Below are 20,899 nucleotides of genomic sequence, written 5' to 3' on the forward strand. Positions count from 1 at the left end.
GAGTATTAGTGTACTGCCAATGCTAAGCAAACAGGTTACGGAAGGTAAAAGATTCCCTTTCTTTAGTACGGATACAAACTGTTATAATCCAACTAAATAATAAGGAGTTTGCAAAGATGATAATGATAAGGGTGAGGTTGCCTAAATGACTAAGCATTAAAGCCATAGCAATTGAAAGAATATTGATACCGGCCAATATAAAGGTAGCTTGCATGTGAGTATAACCCAACCTTAGCATACGGTGGTGTATATGGTTACGATCTGCAGTAAAAGGAGACGATCCCTTTAAAATACGCAATGCAAAAACCCTTAACGTATCAAATATAGGCCCTATCAATATAGCCAATGCTATAGCCGGGGCCGAAAATATATCGGGGCTATTAAGCGCGGTAATTTTATTTAGTTCAATAAATTTAACCGCCATAACTGCAGATATAAGGCCAATAAGCAAAGAGCCGGCATCGCCCATAAATATTTTTGCGGGCGTTAAATTATATCGTAAAAAACCGGCAACCGATCCTGCTATGGCTAATGAAATAGCAGCAAGCTCGTAATGTTTCATGTATATAAATAAGGCTGTAAATGTTCCGTTCACTATAATACAGGTAGTACCTGCCAGGCCATCAATGCCATCTATCAAATTAAATGAATTTACAATTAACATGATTAATAGTATAGACAAAATAACACTTAACAGATATGGCAGATCATAAATCCCTAAAACCCCATACATACTGGTAAGGCGCACTTCGCTCAGTGTAACCAAAATTGTAGCTACAACAAATTGTATAAAAAACTTAGTGCTTGAATTAACCCCCGATAAGTCATCCTTTACCCCCATTATAAACAAAATAATAGTTGCTGCAAGCAAATAGCTAATGGGCAAACTTTTATCTATCATGCTAAATAATAACATGGTGATGCTAAAGCTTGTAAAGATTGCTACACCGCCTAAACGGGGTATGCCATGATCATGCTGTTTACGAAAATGACCAACATCATCATATAAATGCCGGGTACGTGCAACGTGTAAAATAGAGGGGATAGAAAGCAATGTTATCAAAACCGAAAACATTACTATAAAAGTATAATATATGAAATAGTAGGTATCTAAATACTCTTGCATCTATATAAATGTTAGGGGGTCAGTTATAAGTTGCTTATGCACAAATATAATATTTTTATCTTACGATTAAAGGAATTGCTTTAGCTTTCTTAAGGGTTTAAGCATCAATGCAAAAGGTGGAAAATTTATTTCATTGTTATACATGGCCTTCAAATCATAATAAAGTGCTTTAATGCGGTTTTTATAGCTGCTATTGCTAACCCCGCCTGCTGTCATTTTCACTAATACCATTTCAAGATAATAAACCGGCACTTGTTTTAAGTGTATAAATCTTGCCATCAATTCATAATCGGCAGCTGTACCAAAAACAAGGCTGTAATTGCCAAATTTTTCAAACAATTCCTTCCTGCAATAAAATGTGGGGTGCGGGGGCATCCAGCCACGGTTAAACTTGCCATGCTTATATTTTCCCGAGCGCCATTTACGTACTACGTTGCCTTTTTTATCTACATAATCTAAATCGCCATATATTACATCAGCCATATTAGCTTTAAATGCGGCAGCAATTGAGTACAATACATCAGGGCCTGAGAAAAAATCATCGGCATTAAGCACACCAATAATGTCCCCGGTTGCTAAACCAATACCTTTATTTATTGCATCATAAATCCCTTTATCGGGCTCAGATACTATTACAGCTACATGGCTTTCATGTTTTTTTATAATGGCAAGGGTATTATCTGTTGATGCTCCGTCAATAATTATGTATTCAACATTATTGTAAGTTTGGTTTATTACCGAGCTGATACAGGCATTTATTGTTGTTTCGGCATTACGGCAAACGGTAATTACAGATATTTTTAAATCGGGCACGTCGGAAAAATACAGTTATTTAACTGCAAATATGTAAATTTGAAATTGCTGCATAATAAATTAGTAAACATTAAGCAGTAATTATTTCATATGCGTGTTTTATATTTTGTTTGTATTGTAAGTATTTTCGCCCTCATCAGTTCATGCTCGTACAAGCAAAACCAAATTCTTTTTGAAAATAATAAAACCGTAAGCGATACCTCAGCACAAAAAGTGTTACCGGCACCAGGCAGCTATCATATAAGGCCTTTGGATGTACTGCAAATACGCAACCTTCAAAACATAAAATATATTGTTGACGAAGTGCCCACAGCAAATAGTGCAAGCGGTGGCAATGCCGGGCAAGGGCAAACTTTCCAGGTTGAAGAAGATGGTACCGTAACGTTACCGGCAATAGGCCATGTACAGGTTGCCGGCTTAACACGGATGCAAACATCAAAACTAATTGAAGACCTTTATCGTAAACAGTTATTAAAGGACCCCATTTTTGAGGTGAAGGTTATAAATTTAAAGGTTACCATATTTGGCGAAGTAAAATCACCCGGGCGGTTCCCATTAGAAAAAGACAATACTACTTTAGTTGAGCTTATTGGCGAGGCGGGTGGCCTTACGGCAAACGCCAATGAAAAAAACATTAAAATTATACGCGGAGAGCAAAATAAAACAGTGACAGAGATTAACCTGGGTAAGCTAAGTTCAATATCAGATCCCGCTGCTGTATTGCAAAACGGCGATATTATATATATAGCACAAAATAAACGCGCAATACGTAACGATAATTTACAAAACATAACAAGCCTGGTGCAACCTGCATTACTATTGATTAATACAGCATTACTGATTTTTACTCTTTCGCGGCAGTAAATGGAAGAAACAGAGAATATTCAGAACAAATTACCTAACCAGGAAATTGATTATTTTAAACTTGGTAAAATATTAATTAGCCGCTGGTATTGGATAGCAGGTTCACTTGCTATTTTTATGATAATTTCAAACGTGTACTTATGGTATACGCCTAAAATTTACGCCACATCGGGCACAATGAAACTGGAGGATAAAAAATCTGAAATTGCAGATCTATCCAGTATTATCGCAAGCTCAGAGAGGGGTACTTCAAGAATACAAAGTGAAACATCGGTAATTCAAAGTCACGGTGTAATATTAAATGCTGTTAAAGACCTTGACTACCCTATTAGTTTTTATATAGAAGGCAGGGTGCGTACCAGCGAAATTTACCCGGCTAAGCCGCTTACTATTCAACTGGTACAGTTTGATAGCTTAAACTTTTACCGCGACCTGATCACTTTTAAACCTATAAATAACAACAACTTTAGCCTGGTTTATAAAGTTGGCGATAAAGAGATAGCAAATAACTATGCTTATAACAGCATTATTAATATTGGCCCTACCTCATTTACAATAAAATATCCCGGAGCAATAAACAAAAGTTCGGTGATCTTATTTAAATTTAACACACCCGAAGATTTTGTTGGCCGCATCCGCGGAGAATTGCGCACAGCAGAAACCGCTAAAAATTCAAATATTTTATCATTACAGTTAACCGATGCAAACCCCAAGTTTGCAGCTGATGTACTTAACTACATAATGAAAGAGTACCTGATTTATGACCGCAACAGAAAAACGCAATCAGCAACTCAAATGATCAACTTTATTGATGATCAATTAAAGTATTTATCATCACAGGTTAAAGGGTCAGAAAAATCCATTCAAAATTTCAAGCAAAAGAACAGGTTAATGGAAGTTGGCGCTTCGGCCGATGCTGCTATGACCAAGGCAAAAGATCTTGAAACACAGCAATCCGTTTTAAATTTGCAGCTATTGGCAATTAATGATCTAAAGCAGCAAATTGCTAAAGAAAAAAACAATGTCAATTTAAATTTTGATGCCGGCAATGGGCAGGTGGACCCATCATTAAACCGGTTAATTGCCAACCTTGATCTTTTATTAACCCAGCGTAATGAGCTGCTAAAAACCTACAATAATAACTCGCAACCTATACAGGACATTAACAGGTCTATTTTACAGATTAAAAATACTGCATTAACCAGTCTTACTGCCATTTATTCAAATATTCAAAGAAATTTAGATTACCTTAATAAGCAACTGGTACAGGTTAACCAGCAAATATCTCTTTTGCCGGTGCATGAGCGTGATATTATTAGTTTAAGGCGCGATTTTGAAATTAGCGAGAAGGTTTATTCCTTTTTATCAGAGAAAAAACTGGAGGCACAAATTAGCCGCTCAGGAATTTTACCTGGTGCAACCATCATTGAACTTGCCCAGCCAAATTATTCGCCGGTAGCCCCTAATGAACATGATATACACCGGTCTGCTATTATATTTGGCCTGCTTACCGGCCTTGGCTTAATCATTTTGATAAGGGTGCTAAACCCTTATATTTATGATAAAGAAACCATCGAAAGCCTTACTGCCAGCCCAATTATTGGTGTGATAAGAAAGTTTCCCGGGCATATTGATGAAGATAATTCGCAGATTTTAGCTACAAGCAAGCCTAAATCAATTTTTGCAGAATCGGTAAGGTCCGTACGTACAAATTTAAACTTTATTGCAGGCGAAAAAGAAAGCAAGATCATTTGCATAACATCTGAAGTTGCAGGCGAGGGTAAATCATTTGTTGCGGTAAACTTATCAAGCACACTATCATTAATTGACAAAAAGGTTATACTGATTGGTGCTGATTTACGCAGATCAAAGATCCATAAAACATTTAAAGTACCCAATGATATAGGTTTAAGCAATTATCTTTCTTACCAGGCTGATGCAGAGGATATCATTCAGCACTCCAAACAAAAAGATCTTGATTTTATTGTTTCGGGGCCGGTTCCACCTAACCCTTCAGAGTTACTGCATAACGACAGGATGAAGAAACTCATTAAAGAGCTAAATGCTGTTTATGATATAATAATGATAGATACGGCGCCTATAGGGCTGGTTTCAGATGCTATACCTTTAATAAGGATGAGCGATATAAACATTTTTGTTATCCGTTCAGGCAAATCAAAATTTTACTCAGCAACCGTTCCGCAGCGTATTGCCCAGGAGTATCATCTTGATAATACTGTAATTGTGTTAAATGCATTTGCAGAAGATTTACTACATTCAAGATATTACACCACTAAATTTACCAGTGATAGTTCGGGCAGCAAATACTATTATTACTCTGATTACAGTGGCTACGAAGCTTCGGGGTATTATGTAGATAGTGAAGAAAAGAAATGGTGGGACATAAGGCGCTGGTTTTAATAATATTAGGTTCTTTTTTAAAGTATGGTTTTTAACATAAATACAGGTATGCTAAAATGGTATCCGGTTTATACACATCCCCGTGCCGAAAAAAAAGCTTATACTGCCTTAGCCAATAAGGGCGTGGAGGTATACTTACCTTTACAGCGCAGGTTAAAACAATGGAGCGACAGAAAAAAATGGGTAGAAGAACCTCTTATTAAATCATACTTATTTGTTAGGATAGCAGAAAATGCCCAGGCCGATGTATTAATGACCAGGGGGATATCCCGTTTTATATATTTTTCTGGCCATATCACAGCAATGCCCAACAGGCAGATAGATGATCTTAAATTACTAATGGCAAGTTCACTGGAGCTTGAAGTAACAGAAGAAAATTTACAACCCGGAGAAAAAATTAAGATTAAAGGCGGGCCATTAAAAGGGCTAACCGGAGAAATGATAACTTACCGTTCTCAAAAACAATTATTAATACGTTTAGAGAACCTCGGATGCTCAATTATTGTAAGTGTTGCAGCATCATTAATAAATAGGTTTTAATTTATACGCTGTTTGTACAACGCATAAATTAAAAAATCACAGCTTGCTCATTATTAATAAGTTACAAATAAACAGTGTGACTTACGGGGCGAAGCTGTATACAGACAGTAAATGTGCAGGATAGCAGGGCTGGTTTCAAACCGGTTACATATTGATCAGATAAAAACAATAGTTAATGCTATGTGCAATGCCCTGCAGCATGGTGGCCCTGACGATGAAGGTATATATGCAGATGAAAAAGCCGGGTTATCATTCGGCCATCGCAGGCTTTCAATAATTGATCTGAGTAAAAACGGCCATCAGCCAATGGCTGATACAGAACAAAAGATCTGGTTAACTTTTAACGGGGAAATTTATAATTACCCCGACCTTAAAAAAGAGTTACTTATACTTGGTGCAAGGTTCAAATCTGATACAGATACCGAAGTTATTATACAAGCCTATTTATACTGGGGCGTAGCGTGCTTTGCCAAGCTCCGGGGCATGTTTGCTTTTGCACTATATGATACGGTTAAGGGCGCTGTTTACCTGGTACGTGATACCACCGGAATAAAACCATTATACTATTTCATAAATGAAGGGCAACTGGCCTTCGCATCAGAAATTAAAGCATTTAAAGCATCTGGTTTAAATAATAATATTGATGAAAGATGGCCGGTGTGGTTATTGGCATTCGGTAATATTCCTGAACCATACACTACACTAAAAGATACCCTTAACTTACCCAAAGGCCATTATTTATGCTGGAATAAAAATGGCACTTATGCTATTAATAAATATGCCGGGCCAGATCCTGAACATTTTATTACAGATGTTGCGGTTGCCTGCCAGGGGATTCGTGAGCATTTACAAAAAGCTGTTACAAGGCAATTAATTGCCGATGCGCCGATAGGTGTATTTTTAAGTGGTGGGGTCGATTCAAGCCTGATAACTTTACTGGCCAAATCACAATTACAACATTTAAGAACCGTATCAATTTTTTTCGACGAGAAAAAATATGATGAGCGCCCATATCAGGATGTTATTTTAAATGAAATTAAAGGCAATAACTATAAGCACCTGGTTAAACAGCAGGACTTTGAAAAGTTTTTCCCTCAAATAATGTCATCAATGGATATGCCAACAACAGATGGTATAAATAGCTGGTTTATTAGTAAATATGCACATGATGCCGGCTTAAAAGCGGTATTATCCGGCATAGGCGCCGATGAATTGTTTGGGGGCTATCCTTCGTTTAAAAGAATAGCATACCTGCGTTACCTTAAAAAACTGCCGGCCCTTGTTTTCAAAGGTGCCCAAATGTTTAATACCGATAGCTATAAAAGATTCACCTATTTACAGCATGATCACCCGGCGGCAGATTACTTATTTATAAGAGGGCTGTACACACCTGCCGATATTGCCGGGATCTTAAACATGGATGAAAAGCATGTTAATGAAATACTATTTGGCACAAACAACTTTCCTGACCTGGGCCCTTATGATCAATTACATGCTGCCTGGTTTGAAACTAACCTGTATATGCAAAACCAACTTCTGCGAGATACCGATGTAATGAGTATGAGCCATGGTTTAGAAGTAAGGGTGCCATTTTTAGATGAAGATTTTCAACATTTCACTAAACAGATCCATCCCGATATTAGGTTTGGTAATAACAGGCCTAAAAAAATATTGATAGATAGCTTTAAATCTATTTTGCCTGAATTTGTTTGGAACAGGCCTAAAATGGGTTTTAGTTTCCCTTTAGAAGACTGGATGAAGCGCAATAAAAATATTTGCGATGAAACCTTGTATAAGGGGCAGGCTGCAAAAAACTTTATCAGGGAATTTAAAAGCGGAAAAATTCATTGGTCAAGGGCTTTTGCGCTTTACCAAATTCAAAACCATGTCTAAAAACATCAGTCTGTTATCGTTACAAATATTTAACACAACTGGTGGCATACAAAAAATGGTGCGCACACTGGCCCATGCATTAAATACCTTAAGTGAAAAAAAAGGATGGGATTTTAAATTGTCATCGTTATATGAGAGTAATGCCGACCTGATGACAGCATATTTACCTCAGAATAAGTTTAATGGCTATAATGAAAACATCCTAAAGTTTATTTTTAGAACGGTATTTGTTAAAAAGAAACCCGATGTTGTTATTTTAACACATATTAACTTAGCCGTTGTTGGCTTGCTTACCAGGTTGTTTAATCCCGGGTGTGAAATTTGGCTAATAGCACACGGCATTGAGGTATGGCGGCCGTTAAGTTTCCATAAAAAATTGATCATAAAGCGATCTGATAAAATTATATGTGTGAGTGATTTTACCAAACAGCAAATGCATAAATGGCATAAAACGCCACTTGAAAAGTGCCATGTATTAAATAATGCCATTGATCCGTTTATAAAATTGCCTTCAAATTTTTCAAAACCTCAATATCTGCTTAGTAAATATTCAATAAATATTAAACAACCTATTGTTTTTACATTAACCCGCCTTGCGTCAACAGAAAAATATAAAGGCCATGATATGGTTTTGCGCGCTGTAAGAGACCTGAAGGATAAATTTCCTGATATTAAATATATCCTGTCCGGCCAGTATGATAAAAAAGAAGGGCTTAGGGTAAAACGGCTTATAGCCGATATGGATTTAACCAACCAGGTTATATTAACCAATTTTATAGAGGATAAAGAATTGGCAGATCATTTTTTACTGGCTGATCTTTTTGTTTTACCAAGTAAAAAAGAAGGGTTTGGCATTGTATTTATTGAAGCCTTAGCTTATGGCCTACCGGTAATTTGCGGCAATGCCGATGGCAGTTTAGATGCTATTAAAAATGGTGAATTGGGTACAGCAATTAATGCAGATGATTTGGATGAATTAATAGAATCAATAACAGCTCATTTAACAGTTCCATTAACCAACCAAAATCGTAGTAAACTACAAACCAAATGTTTAGAATACTTTAACGAAGAGCAGTACATAAATAATTTAGAGAAATTACTACTTAATGTATAAGCAAGATATATGTATACTGAAATAAAAAAGTGCAGGATAAGCGGGAGCACCAATCTTATAAAGGTTTTATCTCTTGGCGAACAATACCTTACCGGTGTATTCCCCAAATCTGTTACTGAAGAAATCACCAAAGGCCCTTTGGATTTGGTTTGGTGCCCTGACAGCGGCCTGCTGCAAATGAAACAATCCTACAGCCTGGATGAAATGTATGGCGATAACTATGGTTACCGTTCGGGGCTTAATGCTTCCATGGTAACGCACCTGACCCATAAAATAAAAGCGCTTGAACGGCTGGTTCAGTTACAGGATACCGACCTGGTAATTGATATTGGCAGTAACGATGCCACATCACTAAAAGCGTATAGCGGTAAGTTCCGCAAAGTGGGCATTGACCCAACGGGCCTAAAGTTTAAAGCATACTACACCGATGGCATTGAGCTGATCCCTGATTTTTTTACGGCAGATGCTTTTCGCTCGGCCTTCCCGGATAGCAAGGCCAGGATCATTACCTCCATTGCCATGTTTTATGACCTGGAGAGCCCGGTTGCCTTTGTAAAAGACATTGAGGCGGTACTGGAAGATGAGGGCATCTGGCATTTTGAACAAAGCTATATGCCCTCCATGCTAAGGACCAACTCCTATGATACCATCTGTCATGAGCATCTGGAGTTTTATTCGTTCAAGGTGGTAAAGAACCTTTTGGAAAGCTGCGGCATGAGCGTGGTTGACGTACAGATGAATGCCATTAACGGCGGCAGCTTTGCCGTTACCGCCTGTAAAAAGGGGGCATCCTATAAAAAGAACAACGCTATCATCAACTGGATGCTGCAGCAGGAAAGCGATATGGGTTTGGATACCCCAAGGCCCTACCGTGATTTTGAGGAGCGGGTGTTTAAGCACCGCAAAAACCTGCTGGACCTGATAGAGGCGCTCGTAGCCGACGGGAAGACCATATTTGGTTACGGGGCATCAACCAAAGGCAACGTGCTGCTGCAGTTTTGTGGTATCACGGCAAAGCATATCCCGTATATAGCGGAGGTTAACCCCGATAAATTCGGTTCATTTACGCCGGGCACCAACATCCCCATCATATCTGAAAAGGAAGCGCGTGCCATGAACCCCGATTATTTTTTGGTGTTGCCGTGGCACTTTAAACATAATATATTAGCACGGGAAACAAATTACATTGAGCAGGGCGGTAAGTTTATCTTCCCACTGCCTGAAATTGAAATTGTATAATTATAAAACATGGGTAAGATAAAAAAAGCCATAAAAAAAATTGTTTTCAAAGTCATTAAGCCGCCTATAATAAGCGTTAATAACTCAAATTCGCAGGCAGGCGAAGACCGCATAATTCAGTATCTATTTTCGTCAATGGGTATAAGTTCTTTCTCTTATATAGATATTGGAGCAAATGACCCAATTGGTTGCAATAACACCTATCTTTTTTATAACTGGGGTTGCAGAGGGGTTTTAGTAGAACCCGATCTTAATTTTAGTGAACGAATTAAAAGTGCAAGGCCCAATGATATAGTTGTTAATGCTGCCATAAGCAACGAGGGGAACAAGAATGCAGACTTTTTTGTATTTAACGAGCCATCATTAAATACCCTGTCTAAAGAAGACGCTGAAATGCGTGTAAAGTCTGGCATGTATAAGCTAACCGAAACAAGAAGTATCAGGTTAATTACTATAGAAGATATTATTCATGAAAATTTAAATGGTACCGTGCCTCATCTCATATCTTTAGACATTGAGGGGGTAGATTATCAGGTTTTAAAAGCATTTGATTTTGAAAAATACCCAGTACCTGTTTGGATAGTTGAAACATGCGAGTATTCAGAAAACCACATTAAGCCTAAAGTAACTTCAATTATTGATTTGATGCTGTCAAAAGGTTATTTTGTATTTGCAGATACTTATATCAATACAATTTTTGTGGACAAGAAATGGTTTAATAATTACAATGCAACCTAAAGCCATAATATTTGGAATAAACGGGCAGGATGGCTTTTATTTAAACACACTGCTCAATAAAGCGGGCGTTGAAGTAATTGGCGTTTCAAGAAGAAACCCCGCCTATACCATAGGCGATGTTGCCGGTTATGCGCTGGTTGAAAAGCTGATAAAAGACAATCAACCCGATTATGTTTTCCATTTAGCCGCTAATTCTACTACCCGCCATGATACGGTTTTTGAAAATTATCAAACCATTTCAACCGGTACATTAAATATACTTGAGGCTGTATATAAATATTCAAAGCAAAGCAAAGTGTTTATTGCCGGTAGCGGCCTGCAGTTTGTAAACAACAATGCACCAATAGCAGAAACAGATACCTTTGAAGCCCGGGATAGCTATTCAATGGCACGCATCCAGTCCGTATACACTTCCCGGTATTACCGCAGTTTAGGTATAAACGTTTATGTAGGCTATTTTTTCAATCATGATAGTCCGCTGAGATCAGAGAGGCACGTTAATCAAAAAATTGTGATGGCTGCCCGAAGGATCGCAAACGGAGAAATTGAAAAATTAGAATTGGGCGATATCACGGTAAAAAAAGAATTCACTTACGCGGGCGACGTAGCCGAAGCAATTTGGAAGTTCATAAATAATAATGCGGTTTTTGAAACCGTTATTGGCTCTGGCAAAGCATATACTATAGCCAATTGGTTAGAGCTATGCTTTAGTTATTATAATTTAGATTGGCAAAGTTATGTATCACTGATCCCCGGTTTTGCTTCTGAATATAAGACATTGGTTTCAAACCCTGCCACAATTCATTCGCTCGGGTGGCAACCAGTAGTTAGTATTAATGATTTGGCGTTAATTATGTTAAAAGCAAACAACGACTTATAATGAGTAATCCAAAATCAAAAAAAGAGATCCTGATCATCTTTCTAAATGACCATTTAGCTTATTCGCCATCTACTCTTAATTTATTTTACGCATTAAAAGAAAAATATAAAGTCCAACTGATCTGTCCTTATCAACCAAAACATTTTTCGGAAAACGAAATTAAAGATCCGGATATAAAATATACAGATTTTAAAATCAAAAGAAATATATTCAATTCAGCTATAGCCTTACTTCATAAAATAATAAATAAATTTATTCAAAGTTCAGAAAATAGATTATTAAAAAAACGTTTAACTAATCACCAGGCCAAATTTTTAATAAACTATATTAAAAAAACAAATAAAGAGATTATCGCAATTGATACTATGGCATTATGGTGTGCCCAACAAGCTGGTAAGAAAGCTCATTTGCTATCATTAGAAATATCTGAGAATGATGAATATCTGAAAAATATTAAACTAAGCTCCATTAAATCGGTAATCATCCAGTCGCATGAAAGGTTAAATTACCTATTCCCCCAAGAAAAACCCCGATACTTTATAATTCAAAATTCACCAAAATACTTACCTTTTGAACCAGACTATACCCATAGAAAAAAAACAGATCTTGTTTATTGTGGCAGTGCAGTGCTATGCTTCGGGATAATAACATGCCTCGATTTTATTAAAGATTATAAAGAGTACACTTTAACAATAAAAGGGGCATATCCAAAAGAAACAAAAGACATTATTGAGAAATTTTATTCAGATCTGTTAACTGAAAAAAGATTAATTATAGATACCGCTTATTTATCGGAAGAAAACTTAACTAAATTTGTGTCCAAATTTAGAATTGGTTTTGCATTTTATGATTTTTATAGATTCCCTCATTTAAAAACCTTTAATTATTACACTGCCCCATCAGGCAAAGTATATCAGTATCTTAATAGCGGTACGCCTATTATAGGTAACTCCTTGCCCGGCTTCCAGTTTATAAACGACACCAAAAGCGGCGTATTAGTTAATTATTTAAGCACTCACCAAATAAAAATGGCTATTGATGCCATTGAAGATGATTACTTAACCTATGCGGAGAATGCAAAAAGAATTTCGTCTGAAAACGATTTTGATAAAATGATCATTCCTTTTTTAGAATACATTACAGAGTTAAATTAAATGAGTGATTATTTAATTCTTAAATGAAGATACAAACACCCCAAGTCTCTATTTGTATTCCAACATATAATAATACTTATTACTTAAAAAAAACGCTTTCTTCTATAATCAGTCAAATCTTTACTGATTATGAGTTAATTATAACCGATGACTCTGATAACCAAGATGTTAAAGAGTTAATTGATCAGTTTAACTTTCAAGATAAACTACGGTACTATCATAACGAAAAACCCTTAGGTTCGCCGCGAAACTGGAATTGTTGCATAAGCAAAGCGCAGGGGAAATATATAAAGATCATGCATCATGATGATTGGTTTAGCTCAACAGATGCATTAGAAAACCTCGTTGGGTTGATCAAAGAACATCCAAATAATATTTTAGCCTTTTGTGGCTCTAAAAACATAGCCTTAAACGGCTCAATAATAAGCCAGCATTCCATTACAGATAGTTATGTATCTGCAATAAGGTACGATCCTGAATTCATATTTTATAATAATGTTATTGGTGCACCCAGCGTAACATTGTTTAAAAAAAACGACCTGCTTTTTGACGAAAATTTAAAATATGTAGTTGATATAGATTACTACATCCGGCTGTTAAAATTAAATCCACAGTTCGCGTTTACAAAAGACTTTTTAATCAATATAGGGTTAAGCAATACGCAGGTAACTGAATCAGCAATTCATAACAAAAACCTTTTAATTTTTGAATATTCACACACCTACCAGAAGCTTAAGCATACCAAAAATCAATTACAGTTTTATTTTGACACCTTTTGGATGCTTATCAGGAGGTTCAATATCAAAACCAATAACGAACTTACTGAAGCAGGCTGGAGCGGCGCAGTCCCGTATTTTGTTACTTGTTGCATTAAAGCCAATGGCTTAATAAGTTATCTTCCTAAAAAACACTATTTACAGCAATTAATTAAAAATTTAACCTTTTGGCAGGCAAAAATCAATGATAGTTATAAAGCTTCAAGGCGGGTTAGGTAATCAAATGTTTCAATATGCCTTTGGCCGCTCACTTGCCAAACGGTTAAATACAGAACTTTATCTTGATATCACCACCCTGGAGGATACTGATCACCCACCCGGATTTACTCACAGGAAATACGAGCTGGATGTTTTTAATGTTAAAGCGCAAATTGCAGGCACAAAAATACTGAGCTCTGTTGTTGCCTATCCTAAAAGCAGATCAGCCTTTTACAAATTGCGATTGCTCAAATCTTTAGGCATTGTACAGCACTTGCATGAAAAAAAATTCAGCTATGATGCAGACATTCATGGTTTAATTAATGGGAATACATTTTTAACCGGTTTTTGGCAGTCTGAAAAATATTTTCAAGATATCGCCGATGATATTCGCCGGGAATTAAAGTTACCTCAACCCCATGATCATCAAAACATATCTTATCAGCAGCTAATTCAAAACAAAAACGCTGTTTCGCTGCACATCCGCAGGGGCGATTATGTGGGCAATGCAACACATCCGGTTTGCGGTATGGAGTACTACCAGCAAGCTATACAGATCATGAATAAAGATATTACCGATCCTGTATATTTTATATTCTCTGACGATACCGAGTGGGCCGCTAATAACGTGGTTACAGATAGCGAAAACTATGTTATTAACCACAACAAAACCAATAGCGCTGCCGATATGTACCTGATGAGCCAATGCAAACATCATATTATTGCTAACAGTTCTTTTAGCTGGTGGGGGGCCTGGCTTAATCCGTCAGAAAATAAAAAGGTAATTGCACCCGGGAAATGGTTTACTAATTCTTTAACAGATACAAAAGACCTGATACCACACCGTTGGACAATAATTTAGATATTCCTTTTTTCTCCGTTATTATGCCTGCCTACAACGCGGCGGGATATATTGCCGAAGCGATAGGATCTGTTATTGGTCAGGAATTTAGCAATTGGGAATTGATTGTAGTGAACGACGGATCTACAGATGCTACTGTATCTATTGTTGAGCAGTATATAAATGATAAAAGAATAACGCTGATAAGCCAGGAAAATAAAAAACTTGGGGCCGCGCGAAACACTGGTATATCGCACGCTAAAGGCAACTGGATCTGTTTCTTAGATGCTGACGACACCTGGTTACCTGATAAGCTTAAGAAACAGCACCGGTTCATACTGAATAACCCGCAAGCAGATGTACTTTTTTCAGACGGTTATACATTTGACCAGTCCATCAATTTCCGCCTGCCTTATCATTTTAATGTAGCAAAAGGATGGTATACCGGCGAAGAAATGTACCGGATTGAATTTTCAGGAAACAGCATCCCGGTGTTATCAGCTTGCATAAAAAAAAGTTATTGTGACATAGTTGGCTCCCAGTATGGAAACATTACCCAGGGAGCAGAGGATTGGGATTATTGGCTAAGGCTTGCGCTTGCAGGGGCAAATTTTTATGGGATGGATGAACGCCTTTTTGTATACCGGATCCATGAGGAAAATATGTCTGCTAAGAACTTACTGCAGCAGGTGGCCTCCGCTTTGGTTTTAATAAAAAACTTCCGCCGGGAGCTTTTACCTCCCGAAGCAATTAATGTGTTCATTAAAAATTTAATTGCACTTCATAATAAACTTACAAAGGCCGGCCTACCTCATGAAGCAAAAACTTTAGCAAAATTCATTAGCGAAACTTATAATAATGCCAATTTCAACTGGTTAAAAAAATTGTTTGGATTAACGTTGGCTCTATCTGTTTATGGCACTACTTTAAAAACGACAAAGCCCGGTCACTCTTTAAAATATTGGATGAAAAAAATATTCCTGAGTATTATTGAGTTCTTATTCTTTAAGCCTTATCAATACTATCAAAAGCATGCGCACAACTTTACTATACAGTATTATCGATGGCAATTGGGTAACCGGCTCGAAACCAGGGGGAGCTTTTTTATTAGTCCGAAAGCAAACCTGCATATAACAGCCAAAGGTTCAAAATTCATTACTTATGGTATCTATATTAATGATTTTACACAAATTAATATGGATAGGGACCGCTCCTACCTGTTAACAGGCAGTAATGTGATGGTTAACCGCTTTTGCAACATAAGCATATGGGAGGGCAGCCTTATTATTGGCAGCAATGTATCATTCAACAACTATTGCTCAATTAGTTGTATGGAGCATATTGAAATTGGCGACGATACATGGCTTGGAGAGGGTGTACGGCTTTATGATCATAATCATCAATATAAAGCCGCGGGCATTCCATTTACCAGGCAGGGTATGGCAACCGGGGCAATAAAGATAGGGCATAACTGCTGGATAGGCAGCAACACGGTTATTCTGCAAAATGTAACAATTGGAGACAACTGTGTTATAGGTGCCAATAACCTTATTTATAAATCAGTACCGGCTAACACCATTATTAAAGCCAGGGCAATGGAGCTTGCAGAACCTGTTCACAAATGAAAGAACTGGTAGCGGTTACAATCCCGATATATAAACAGAGCATCAGCGAAGAAGAGCTGGCTTCACTAACCCAGTGTTTAAATATATTAGGTAAATACAAAATAATCTTTTTCGCCCCGGCATCATTAGATACCACCTTTTATGAAAATTTCTGTCATACTAAAATTGACTTTGCAGTAGAGAGATTTGCGGATGACTATTTTATTGATATTCCCGGTTATAACCGACTAATGCTTTCAACCGCATTTTACAAAAGGTTTAACAACTATAAGTACATTTTAATATATCAGTTAGATGCCTATGTATTTAAGGATGAACTGGAATACTGGTGCAAGCAAGGATATGACTATATAGGGGCACCTTACATGTTTATTAATATGGATACTTATCCAATTAGGGTACTTACTAAGTATAGGGCTTTTCTTAAAACTATGAAAAGGTATTTTCCATCGTTTTATACTTTTAAACAAGTGGGTAACGGGGGCTTATCATTACGTAATATAAAAAAAACATTGTTTTTAATTAAGTTTAAAAGGCTGCAGCCCCAAATATGGGTAACCCTTATGGAAGATAATTTCTTTCAATACTGGGGCAACCTCTTATTCCCATTCTTTAAACTCCCTACTACTACAGAAGCTGCCAAATTTTCAATAGAACTTGATCCTAAACAAACATTTGAATCTATTGGTAAAAAGTTACCATTCGGTTGCCATGCTTATTTGCGTTATGAACCTGAGTTCTGGAAAAATTATATCGAAACTGCAAATAACCATTTACCCAAATGAGCATTCGTTTCGTAACTATTGTAACACACGTTGAAAATTTAGAATTAAGGAAAGATCCTGGCCAGGTGCCCTACCATATCGGCAACAGTTACAAGGATTTTTCAGCAAGCTTAGTAACCTATTATTATACCCTAAAAGGCGGCAGGCATGAGGGACCGGTTGATATACCGCCACAAGATTCAGAACAACAACACAAGGACTATCCCTTTTTACACAGCGAAGTAAACGGTTTACAACTGCAATTTTTACCACATAAAGGGCGGGGTAAATTCTACGAAAGAGCTGTTTTAAGTTACTTACTTAAGAACTCCAAACAAATTGACGTACTCAATTTATTTCATTTTAATGCCGAAAATATATTCTACACCTTATTGTTTAAATTACTGCATCCTAAAGGTAAAGTTTACATAAAGTTGGATATTGATATCTGTTTTTATAAACAAAATAAATATTTTTTTAATACAAACAGTAGTTATGCATGGCTTAAAGTCATACTTTTCACTAAAATAATTCAACCGCTATTCTTTAGACTGGTCCACACCATATCTGCCGAAACTCAAGAAGGGTATAGATATTTTATCAAAAGATTTAATGTCCCATTAAAGAAAATGTTGTTGTTATCAAATGGTGTTGATGAAAACCGAATAAGTGAATGTGTTACCATAAATAAAAACTTTCAACAAAAAGAAAATATAATTATTACTGTTGGTAAAATCGGCACCCGTCAAAAAAACAATGAAATGCTACTTGATACTTTAAACGGAATAGAGCTAAAAGATTGGAAAGTATATTTTATAGGTTCAATTGAACCATCCTTTTACAATACTATTAATAATTTTTATAAAAAATATCCAGCATATTCTGAATCTGTATTTTTCACAGGTAAAATTGATGATCCGAATAAACTTTATGAATATTATAATAAAGCCAAAATATTTTGCATGACATCAGAAAATGAAAGCTTTTGCATTGCCGCAGCAGAGGCCGCTTTTTTTGGTAATTATTTAATACTTACTGATACAATACCATCATTCGAGCAGTTAACAAATAACGGTCTGCACGGCAAAAAAATTAAATTAAATGATACAATAGAATTGAAAGAAACATTGCAAAAACTAATTGATGATGAGATCTTACTTTCAAATAATTATGATGCTATGAAGAATTATTCTTCTAAATATTTAACATGGCAATCAATTATTCCCATCCTAAACAAAAAGTTGAAAAATTAGTACTGTTGAAAAACAAACGCGTCATCTTCATATCAAATTCAGTTATCCCACAAAAAGACGCGGGCGGCGGCAGTGTAGTAGTTTACCGTCACCTAAAAAGATTAAAAGATGCAGGCCATCAAATAATGATAATTTATATATCAAGTTCACCGGCCTTTAACAAATCATTCCCGGTCGAATTTGATTGTATCTGCTTAAATAAAAAAAACTGGTATCCACCACTAAGAAGAAGAACCCCGTTCCTAACTAACGTCCGGATATATTTTACGCTGCATAGTCTGTTGAGCCAGGTTAAATTCAGCAGCGAACACGATATACTACTTGGTGTACTGGGCGAGGTGAGCAATCTTTTGATGTTAAGTATAAAAAAACTGTTTAAAATTCCTTACTATTTGTTTTATCACGATGATACCATATTTAACCGTTACGCTAAGCTAAGTTTGTTGACTGCTGAACATATTAATAAAATCCTTAAGGCAGCAAACTATATTTTTCCGGTTTCAGATTCACTAACAAGTTTGCTTAAAGCAAAGGGCATTAATAATGCAGAAACACTTTATCCAATACCTGAAGGATATGGTGGTCCGTTTAAGGCACATAATAATGACAGCCCGAACCACTTGCGGTTTTGTTATGCCGGGATGATAATGATGCACGTTCACTTCGATATTCTTGATAACATATTGCAAGCAATACATCAATTCGATGGGTCGCTTTATTGTTTTACTGGGCCGTTAGATGAGTTCCAACCAAAATATCCAGAAAACATTATAATAAGAGATTTATTACCCACAATAAATCAACTTCAAAGTTTTATAATTAACAATATTGATGTTGTAATAGTTTTTTATTCCTTTGATTTGCAACACGAACCCCGGATGGAGTCAAGCTTTCCGAGTAAATTTATTGAATATGCCCAACTTGGCATCCCCGTTTTACTTATTGCTCCTGAATACAGCTCTTTAGGTAAATGGGCATTAAAAAACAATTGGATAAGTTATGTTAATAGCGACGATCCGGATATCATAGCCGGAACATTAATGAAATTCAAAAATGAAGAATATTGGAAAAAATGCCAGCAGCAGGTTTTAGAGCATATTAACAATGAGTTTAATCCTGATCTCATCCATTCTAATTTTATGAAAAAGATAGTGAATTCGTCTGCATTTAATGTTTAACCTTATCATAATATTTATTCAATTAATTAAACTGCGGCGTTTAGCTTAAAGAATTATATTCAATTTGAAATTTTTTATATTTGGGAAAACTGAGCAGTGGTTAAAAAGTATTTTAAAGTCTGATAGGCCCTTCGAAACGTTTATATTATAAAAATCATTATTTAATATAGCTTCTCTGTCCCTAACTTCCAATGAATAACATGCCTGGTGATAAAAATTTATTGATAACCGGCGATCTTTTTTTTATTAAAAGATATCATTTATTGATAAAAGCGTTACAAAAGCATTTCAATCATATTGAAACTTTGAGTTTTCCGCATTTGGCGCCCAGTAAAAGAAGATTTATAACAGACATCATCAACGGATTTCCTTACATAAATTATTTTAAGCAGAATTTTGAACGATCGTTGACTCCTTGGGCGTTTGATTATAAATCTAAAATATTACAAAAGCGGGTGGCCCAAATAAAGCCAGATATAGTTCTGCAGATCTTTGGACAAGCTTGTTCTGTTAAGAATAATGATTTACCGTTTGCAATGACGTTAGATTTTACAGTGGCATTAGCAGAAAAAATTGACCCAATTAAAAGGTTCTCAAGTCAAAAAAACAAAGAAAAATGGATGGAAAAAGAAAGAGAAGCTTATGAAAAGGCCACATTTCTTTTTCCTTGGAGCAATATGGTTGCACAATCGTTACAGACAGATTACGGAATCGATCCCAAAAAGATGATAGTTATCGGGTCGAGCGGCAATTTACAGGACATCTTTCCCGGAGAAAAAAAATTTGGAAGTAAAGTAATATTGTTTAACGGCAGTGACTTTCACCGAAAAGGTGGAGATATTTTAATTGAAGCGTTTACGAAAGCTTATTCTAATGACCCTACAATTAAGCTATATATATTAGGAATAGATAAAGGCATTGATGCTAAAAATGTGTTTTATAAGGGAAGTGTAAATCAAGAAGAATTAAAAGAGTTATTTGCCGAATGCGATATTGTTGCTGCGCCGGCCAGATGCGACCCATATCCCGGTTTTATTATAGAAGCGATGCAATTTGGTATACCCTCTATTGTTTCTGATAGAGGCGGCATGCCTGAGATTGTAGATCATCTGCAAAATGGTATTGTTTTACCTGAATTATCAGCCTCTCAACTGTCTATTGCGATAAGTGATCTTTTAAATGATCATACGTCGCTTGTAAAATATTCAAAAGCAGCCCAAAATAAAGTAAGATCAACACTAAATTGGGATTTTGTAGCTAACAATATGGCATCTACTTTCACATCTTGTTTTTAATACATTTTACAAATCGTTAAATATCCATTGAAATACTCTTCATTTTTCCTGAATATTATCCTCATTCTGGTGGTGGTATTTCTACATACTATGAGCAATATATACAGGGTTATATCCCATATAAATAATGAATTTAATCCGGACTATATTCATAATATTTTTTTGAATACAATAATGGATAAATCCA

At 36.2% G+C, this 20,899-nt stretch carries 18 protein-coding genes; 16 read left to right on the forward strand and 2 right to left on the reverse strand.

What is annotated here, in order from left to right; all coding sequences use genetic code 11:
- Positions 1-22: 22 nt before the first annotated feature.
- Positions 23-1,126, reverse strand: a complete 1,104-nt coding sequence (locus WC743_RS24900) for an MraY family glycosyltransferase (RefSeq protein WP_373016262.1) — start codon at positions 1,124-1,126, stop codon at positions 23-25.
- Between the two features lie 66 nt (positions 1,127-1,192).
- The gene (locus tag WC743_RS24905; protein ID WP_373016263.1) at positions 1,193-1,939 is read right to left on the reverse strand and encodes a glycosyltransferase family 2 protein; all 747 of its coding nucleotides are present in this window, start codon (positions 1,937-1,939) and stop codon (positions 1,193-1,195) included.
- Positions 1,940-2,029: 90 nt separating this feature from the next.
- Between WC743_RS24905 and WC743_RS24910 the strand changes: the two genes are divergently transcribed.
- From WC743_RS24910 to WC743_RS24985, 16 genes are all read left to right on the forward strand, one after another.
- Complete coding sequence (locus WC743_RS24910; RefSeq protein ID WP_373016264.1) at positions 2,030-2,803, forward strand: polysaccharide biosynthesis/export family protein; 774 nt, start codon at positions 2,030-2,032, stop codon at positions 2,801-2,803.
- Complete coding sequence (locus WC743_RS24915; protein WP_373016265.1) at positions 2,804-5,224, forward strand: GumC family protein; 2,421 nt, start codon at positions 2,804-2,806, stop codon at positions 5,222-5,224.
- 24 nt (positions 5,225-5,248) lie between these two features.
- Positions 5,249-5,764 carry a UpxY family transcription antiterminator gene (locus tag WC743_RS24920; RefSeq protein WP_373016266.1) on the forward strand — a complete coding sequence of 172 codons (516 nt, stop codon included), beginning with the start codon at positions 5,249-5,251 and terminating at the stop codon, positions 5,762-5,764.
- A 111-nt stretch (positions 5,765-5,875) separates the two neighbouring features.
- Positions 5,876-7,657 (forward strand): asparagine synthase (glutamine-hydrolyzing), encoded by a 1,782-nt coding sequence (asnB, locus tag WC743_RS24925; protein ID WP_373016267.1) that lies wholly within the window; start codon positions 5,876-5,878, stop codon positions 7,655-7,657.
- Complete coding sequence (locus WC743_RS24930; protein ID WP_373016268.1) at positions 7,650-8,771, forward strand: glycosyltransferase family 4 protein; 1,122 nt, start codon at positions 7,650-7,652, stop codon at positions 8,769-8,771. The genes asnB and WC743_RS24930 overlap by 8 nt, the downstream gene beginning before the upstream one ends.
- A 9-nt stretch (positions 8,772-8,780) precedes the next feature.
- Positions 8,781-10,010 carry a class I SAM-dependent methyltransferase gene (locus tag WC743_RS24935; RefSeq protein ID WP_373016269.1) on the forward strand — a complete coding sequence of 410 codons (1,230 nt, stop codon included), beginning with the start codon at positions 8,781-8,783 and terminating at the stop codon, positions 10,008-10,010.
- Between the two features lie 9 nt (positions 10,011-10,019).
- Positions 10,020-10,748, forward strand: coding sequence for an FkbM family methyltransferase (locus WC743_RS24940; protein ID WP_373016270.1), 729 nt, complete (start codon positions 10,020-10,022; stop codon positions 10,746-10,748).
- Positions 10,738-11,628: a GDP-mannose 4,6-dehydratase gene (locus WC743_RS24945; protein WP_373016271.1), complete on the forward strand. Its 891-nt coding sequence runs from the start codon at positions 10,738-10,740 to the stop codon at positions 11,626-11,628. The genes WC743_RS24940 and WC743_RS24945 overlap by 11 nt, the downstream gene beginning before the upstream one ends.
- Entirely contained in the window at positions 11,628-12,782 is a 1,155-nt protein-coding gene (locus WC743_RS24950) for a hypothetical protein (RefSeq protein ID WP_373016272.1), read from the forward strand. Before WC743_RS24945 ends, WC743_RS24950 begins: the two co-directional genes overlap by 1 nt.
- A gap of 23 nt (positions 12,783-12,805) precedes the next feature.
- Positions 12,806-13,777, forward strand: a complete 972-nt coding sequence (locus WC743_RS24955; protein WP_373016273.1) for a glycosyltransferase family 2 protein — start codon at positions 12,806-12,808, stop codon at positions 13,775-13,777.
- Positions 13,743-14,618: an alpha-1,2-fucosyltransferase gene (locus WC743_RS24960; RefSeq protein ID WP_373016274.1), complete on the forward strand. Its 876-nt coding sequence runs from the start codon at positions 13,743-13,745 to the stop codon at positions 14,616-14,618. Before WC743_RS24955 ends, WC743_RS24960 begins: the two co-directional genes overlap by 35 nt.
- Complete coding sequence (locus WC743_RS24965) at positions 14,603-16,222, forward strand: glycosyltransferase (RefSeq protein ID WP_373016275.1); 1,620 nt, start codon at positions 14,603-14,605, stop codon at positions 16,220-16,222. The genes WC743_RS24960 and WC743_RS24965 overlap by 16 nt, the downstream gene beginning before the upstream one ends.
- Positions 16,219-17,007: a DUF5672 family protein gene (locus WC743_RS24970; RefSeq protein WP_373016276.1), complete on the forward strand. Its 789-nt coding sequence runs from the start codon at positions 16,219-16,221 to the stop codon at positions 17,005-17,007. Before WC743_RS24965 ends, WC743_RS24970 begins: the two co-directional genes overlap by 4 nt.
- Positions 17,004-18,239 (forward strand): glycosyltransferase, encoded by a 1,236-nt coding sequence (locus WC743_RS24975; protein ID WP_373016277.1) that lies wholly within the window; start codon positions 17,004-17,006, stop codon positions 18,237-18,239. Before WC743_RS24970 ends, WC743_RS24975 begins: the two co-directional genes overlap by 4 nt.
- A gap of 281 nt (positions 18,240-18,520) precedes the next feature.
- Positions 18,521-19,417, forward strand: coding sequence for a hypothetical protein (locus tag WC743_RS24980; RefSeq protein ID WP_373016278.1), 897 nt, complete (start codon positions 18,521-18,523; stop codon positions 19,415-19,417).
- 200 nt (positions 19,418-19,617) lie between these two features.
- Positions 19,618-20,712 carry a glycosyltransferase family 4 protein gene (locus WC743_RS24985; RefSeq protein WP_373016279.1) on the forward strand — a complete coding sequence of 365 codons (1,095 nt, stop codon included), beginning with the start codon at positions 19,618-19,620 and terminating at the stop codon, positions 20,710-20,712.
- Positions 20,713-20,899: the final 187 nt, after the last annotated feature.

It is taken from the genome of Mucilaginibacter sp., from assembly GCF_041660805.1.
In the GTDB taxonomy this organism is placed as follows: Bacteria; Bacteroidota; Bacteroidia; order Sphingobacteriales; family Sphingobacteriaceae; genus Mucilaginibacter.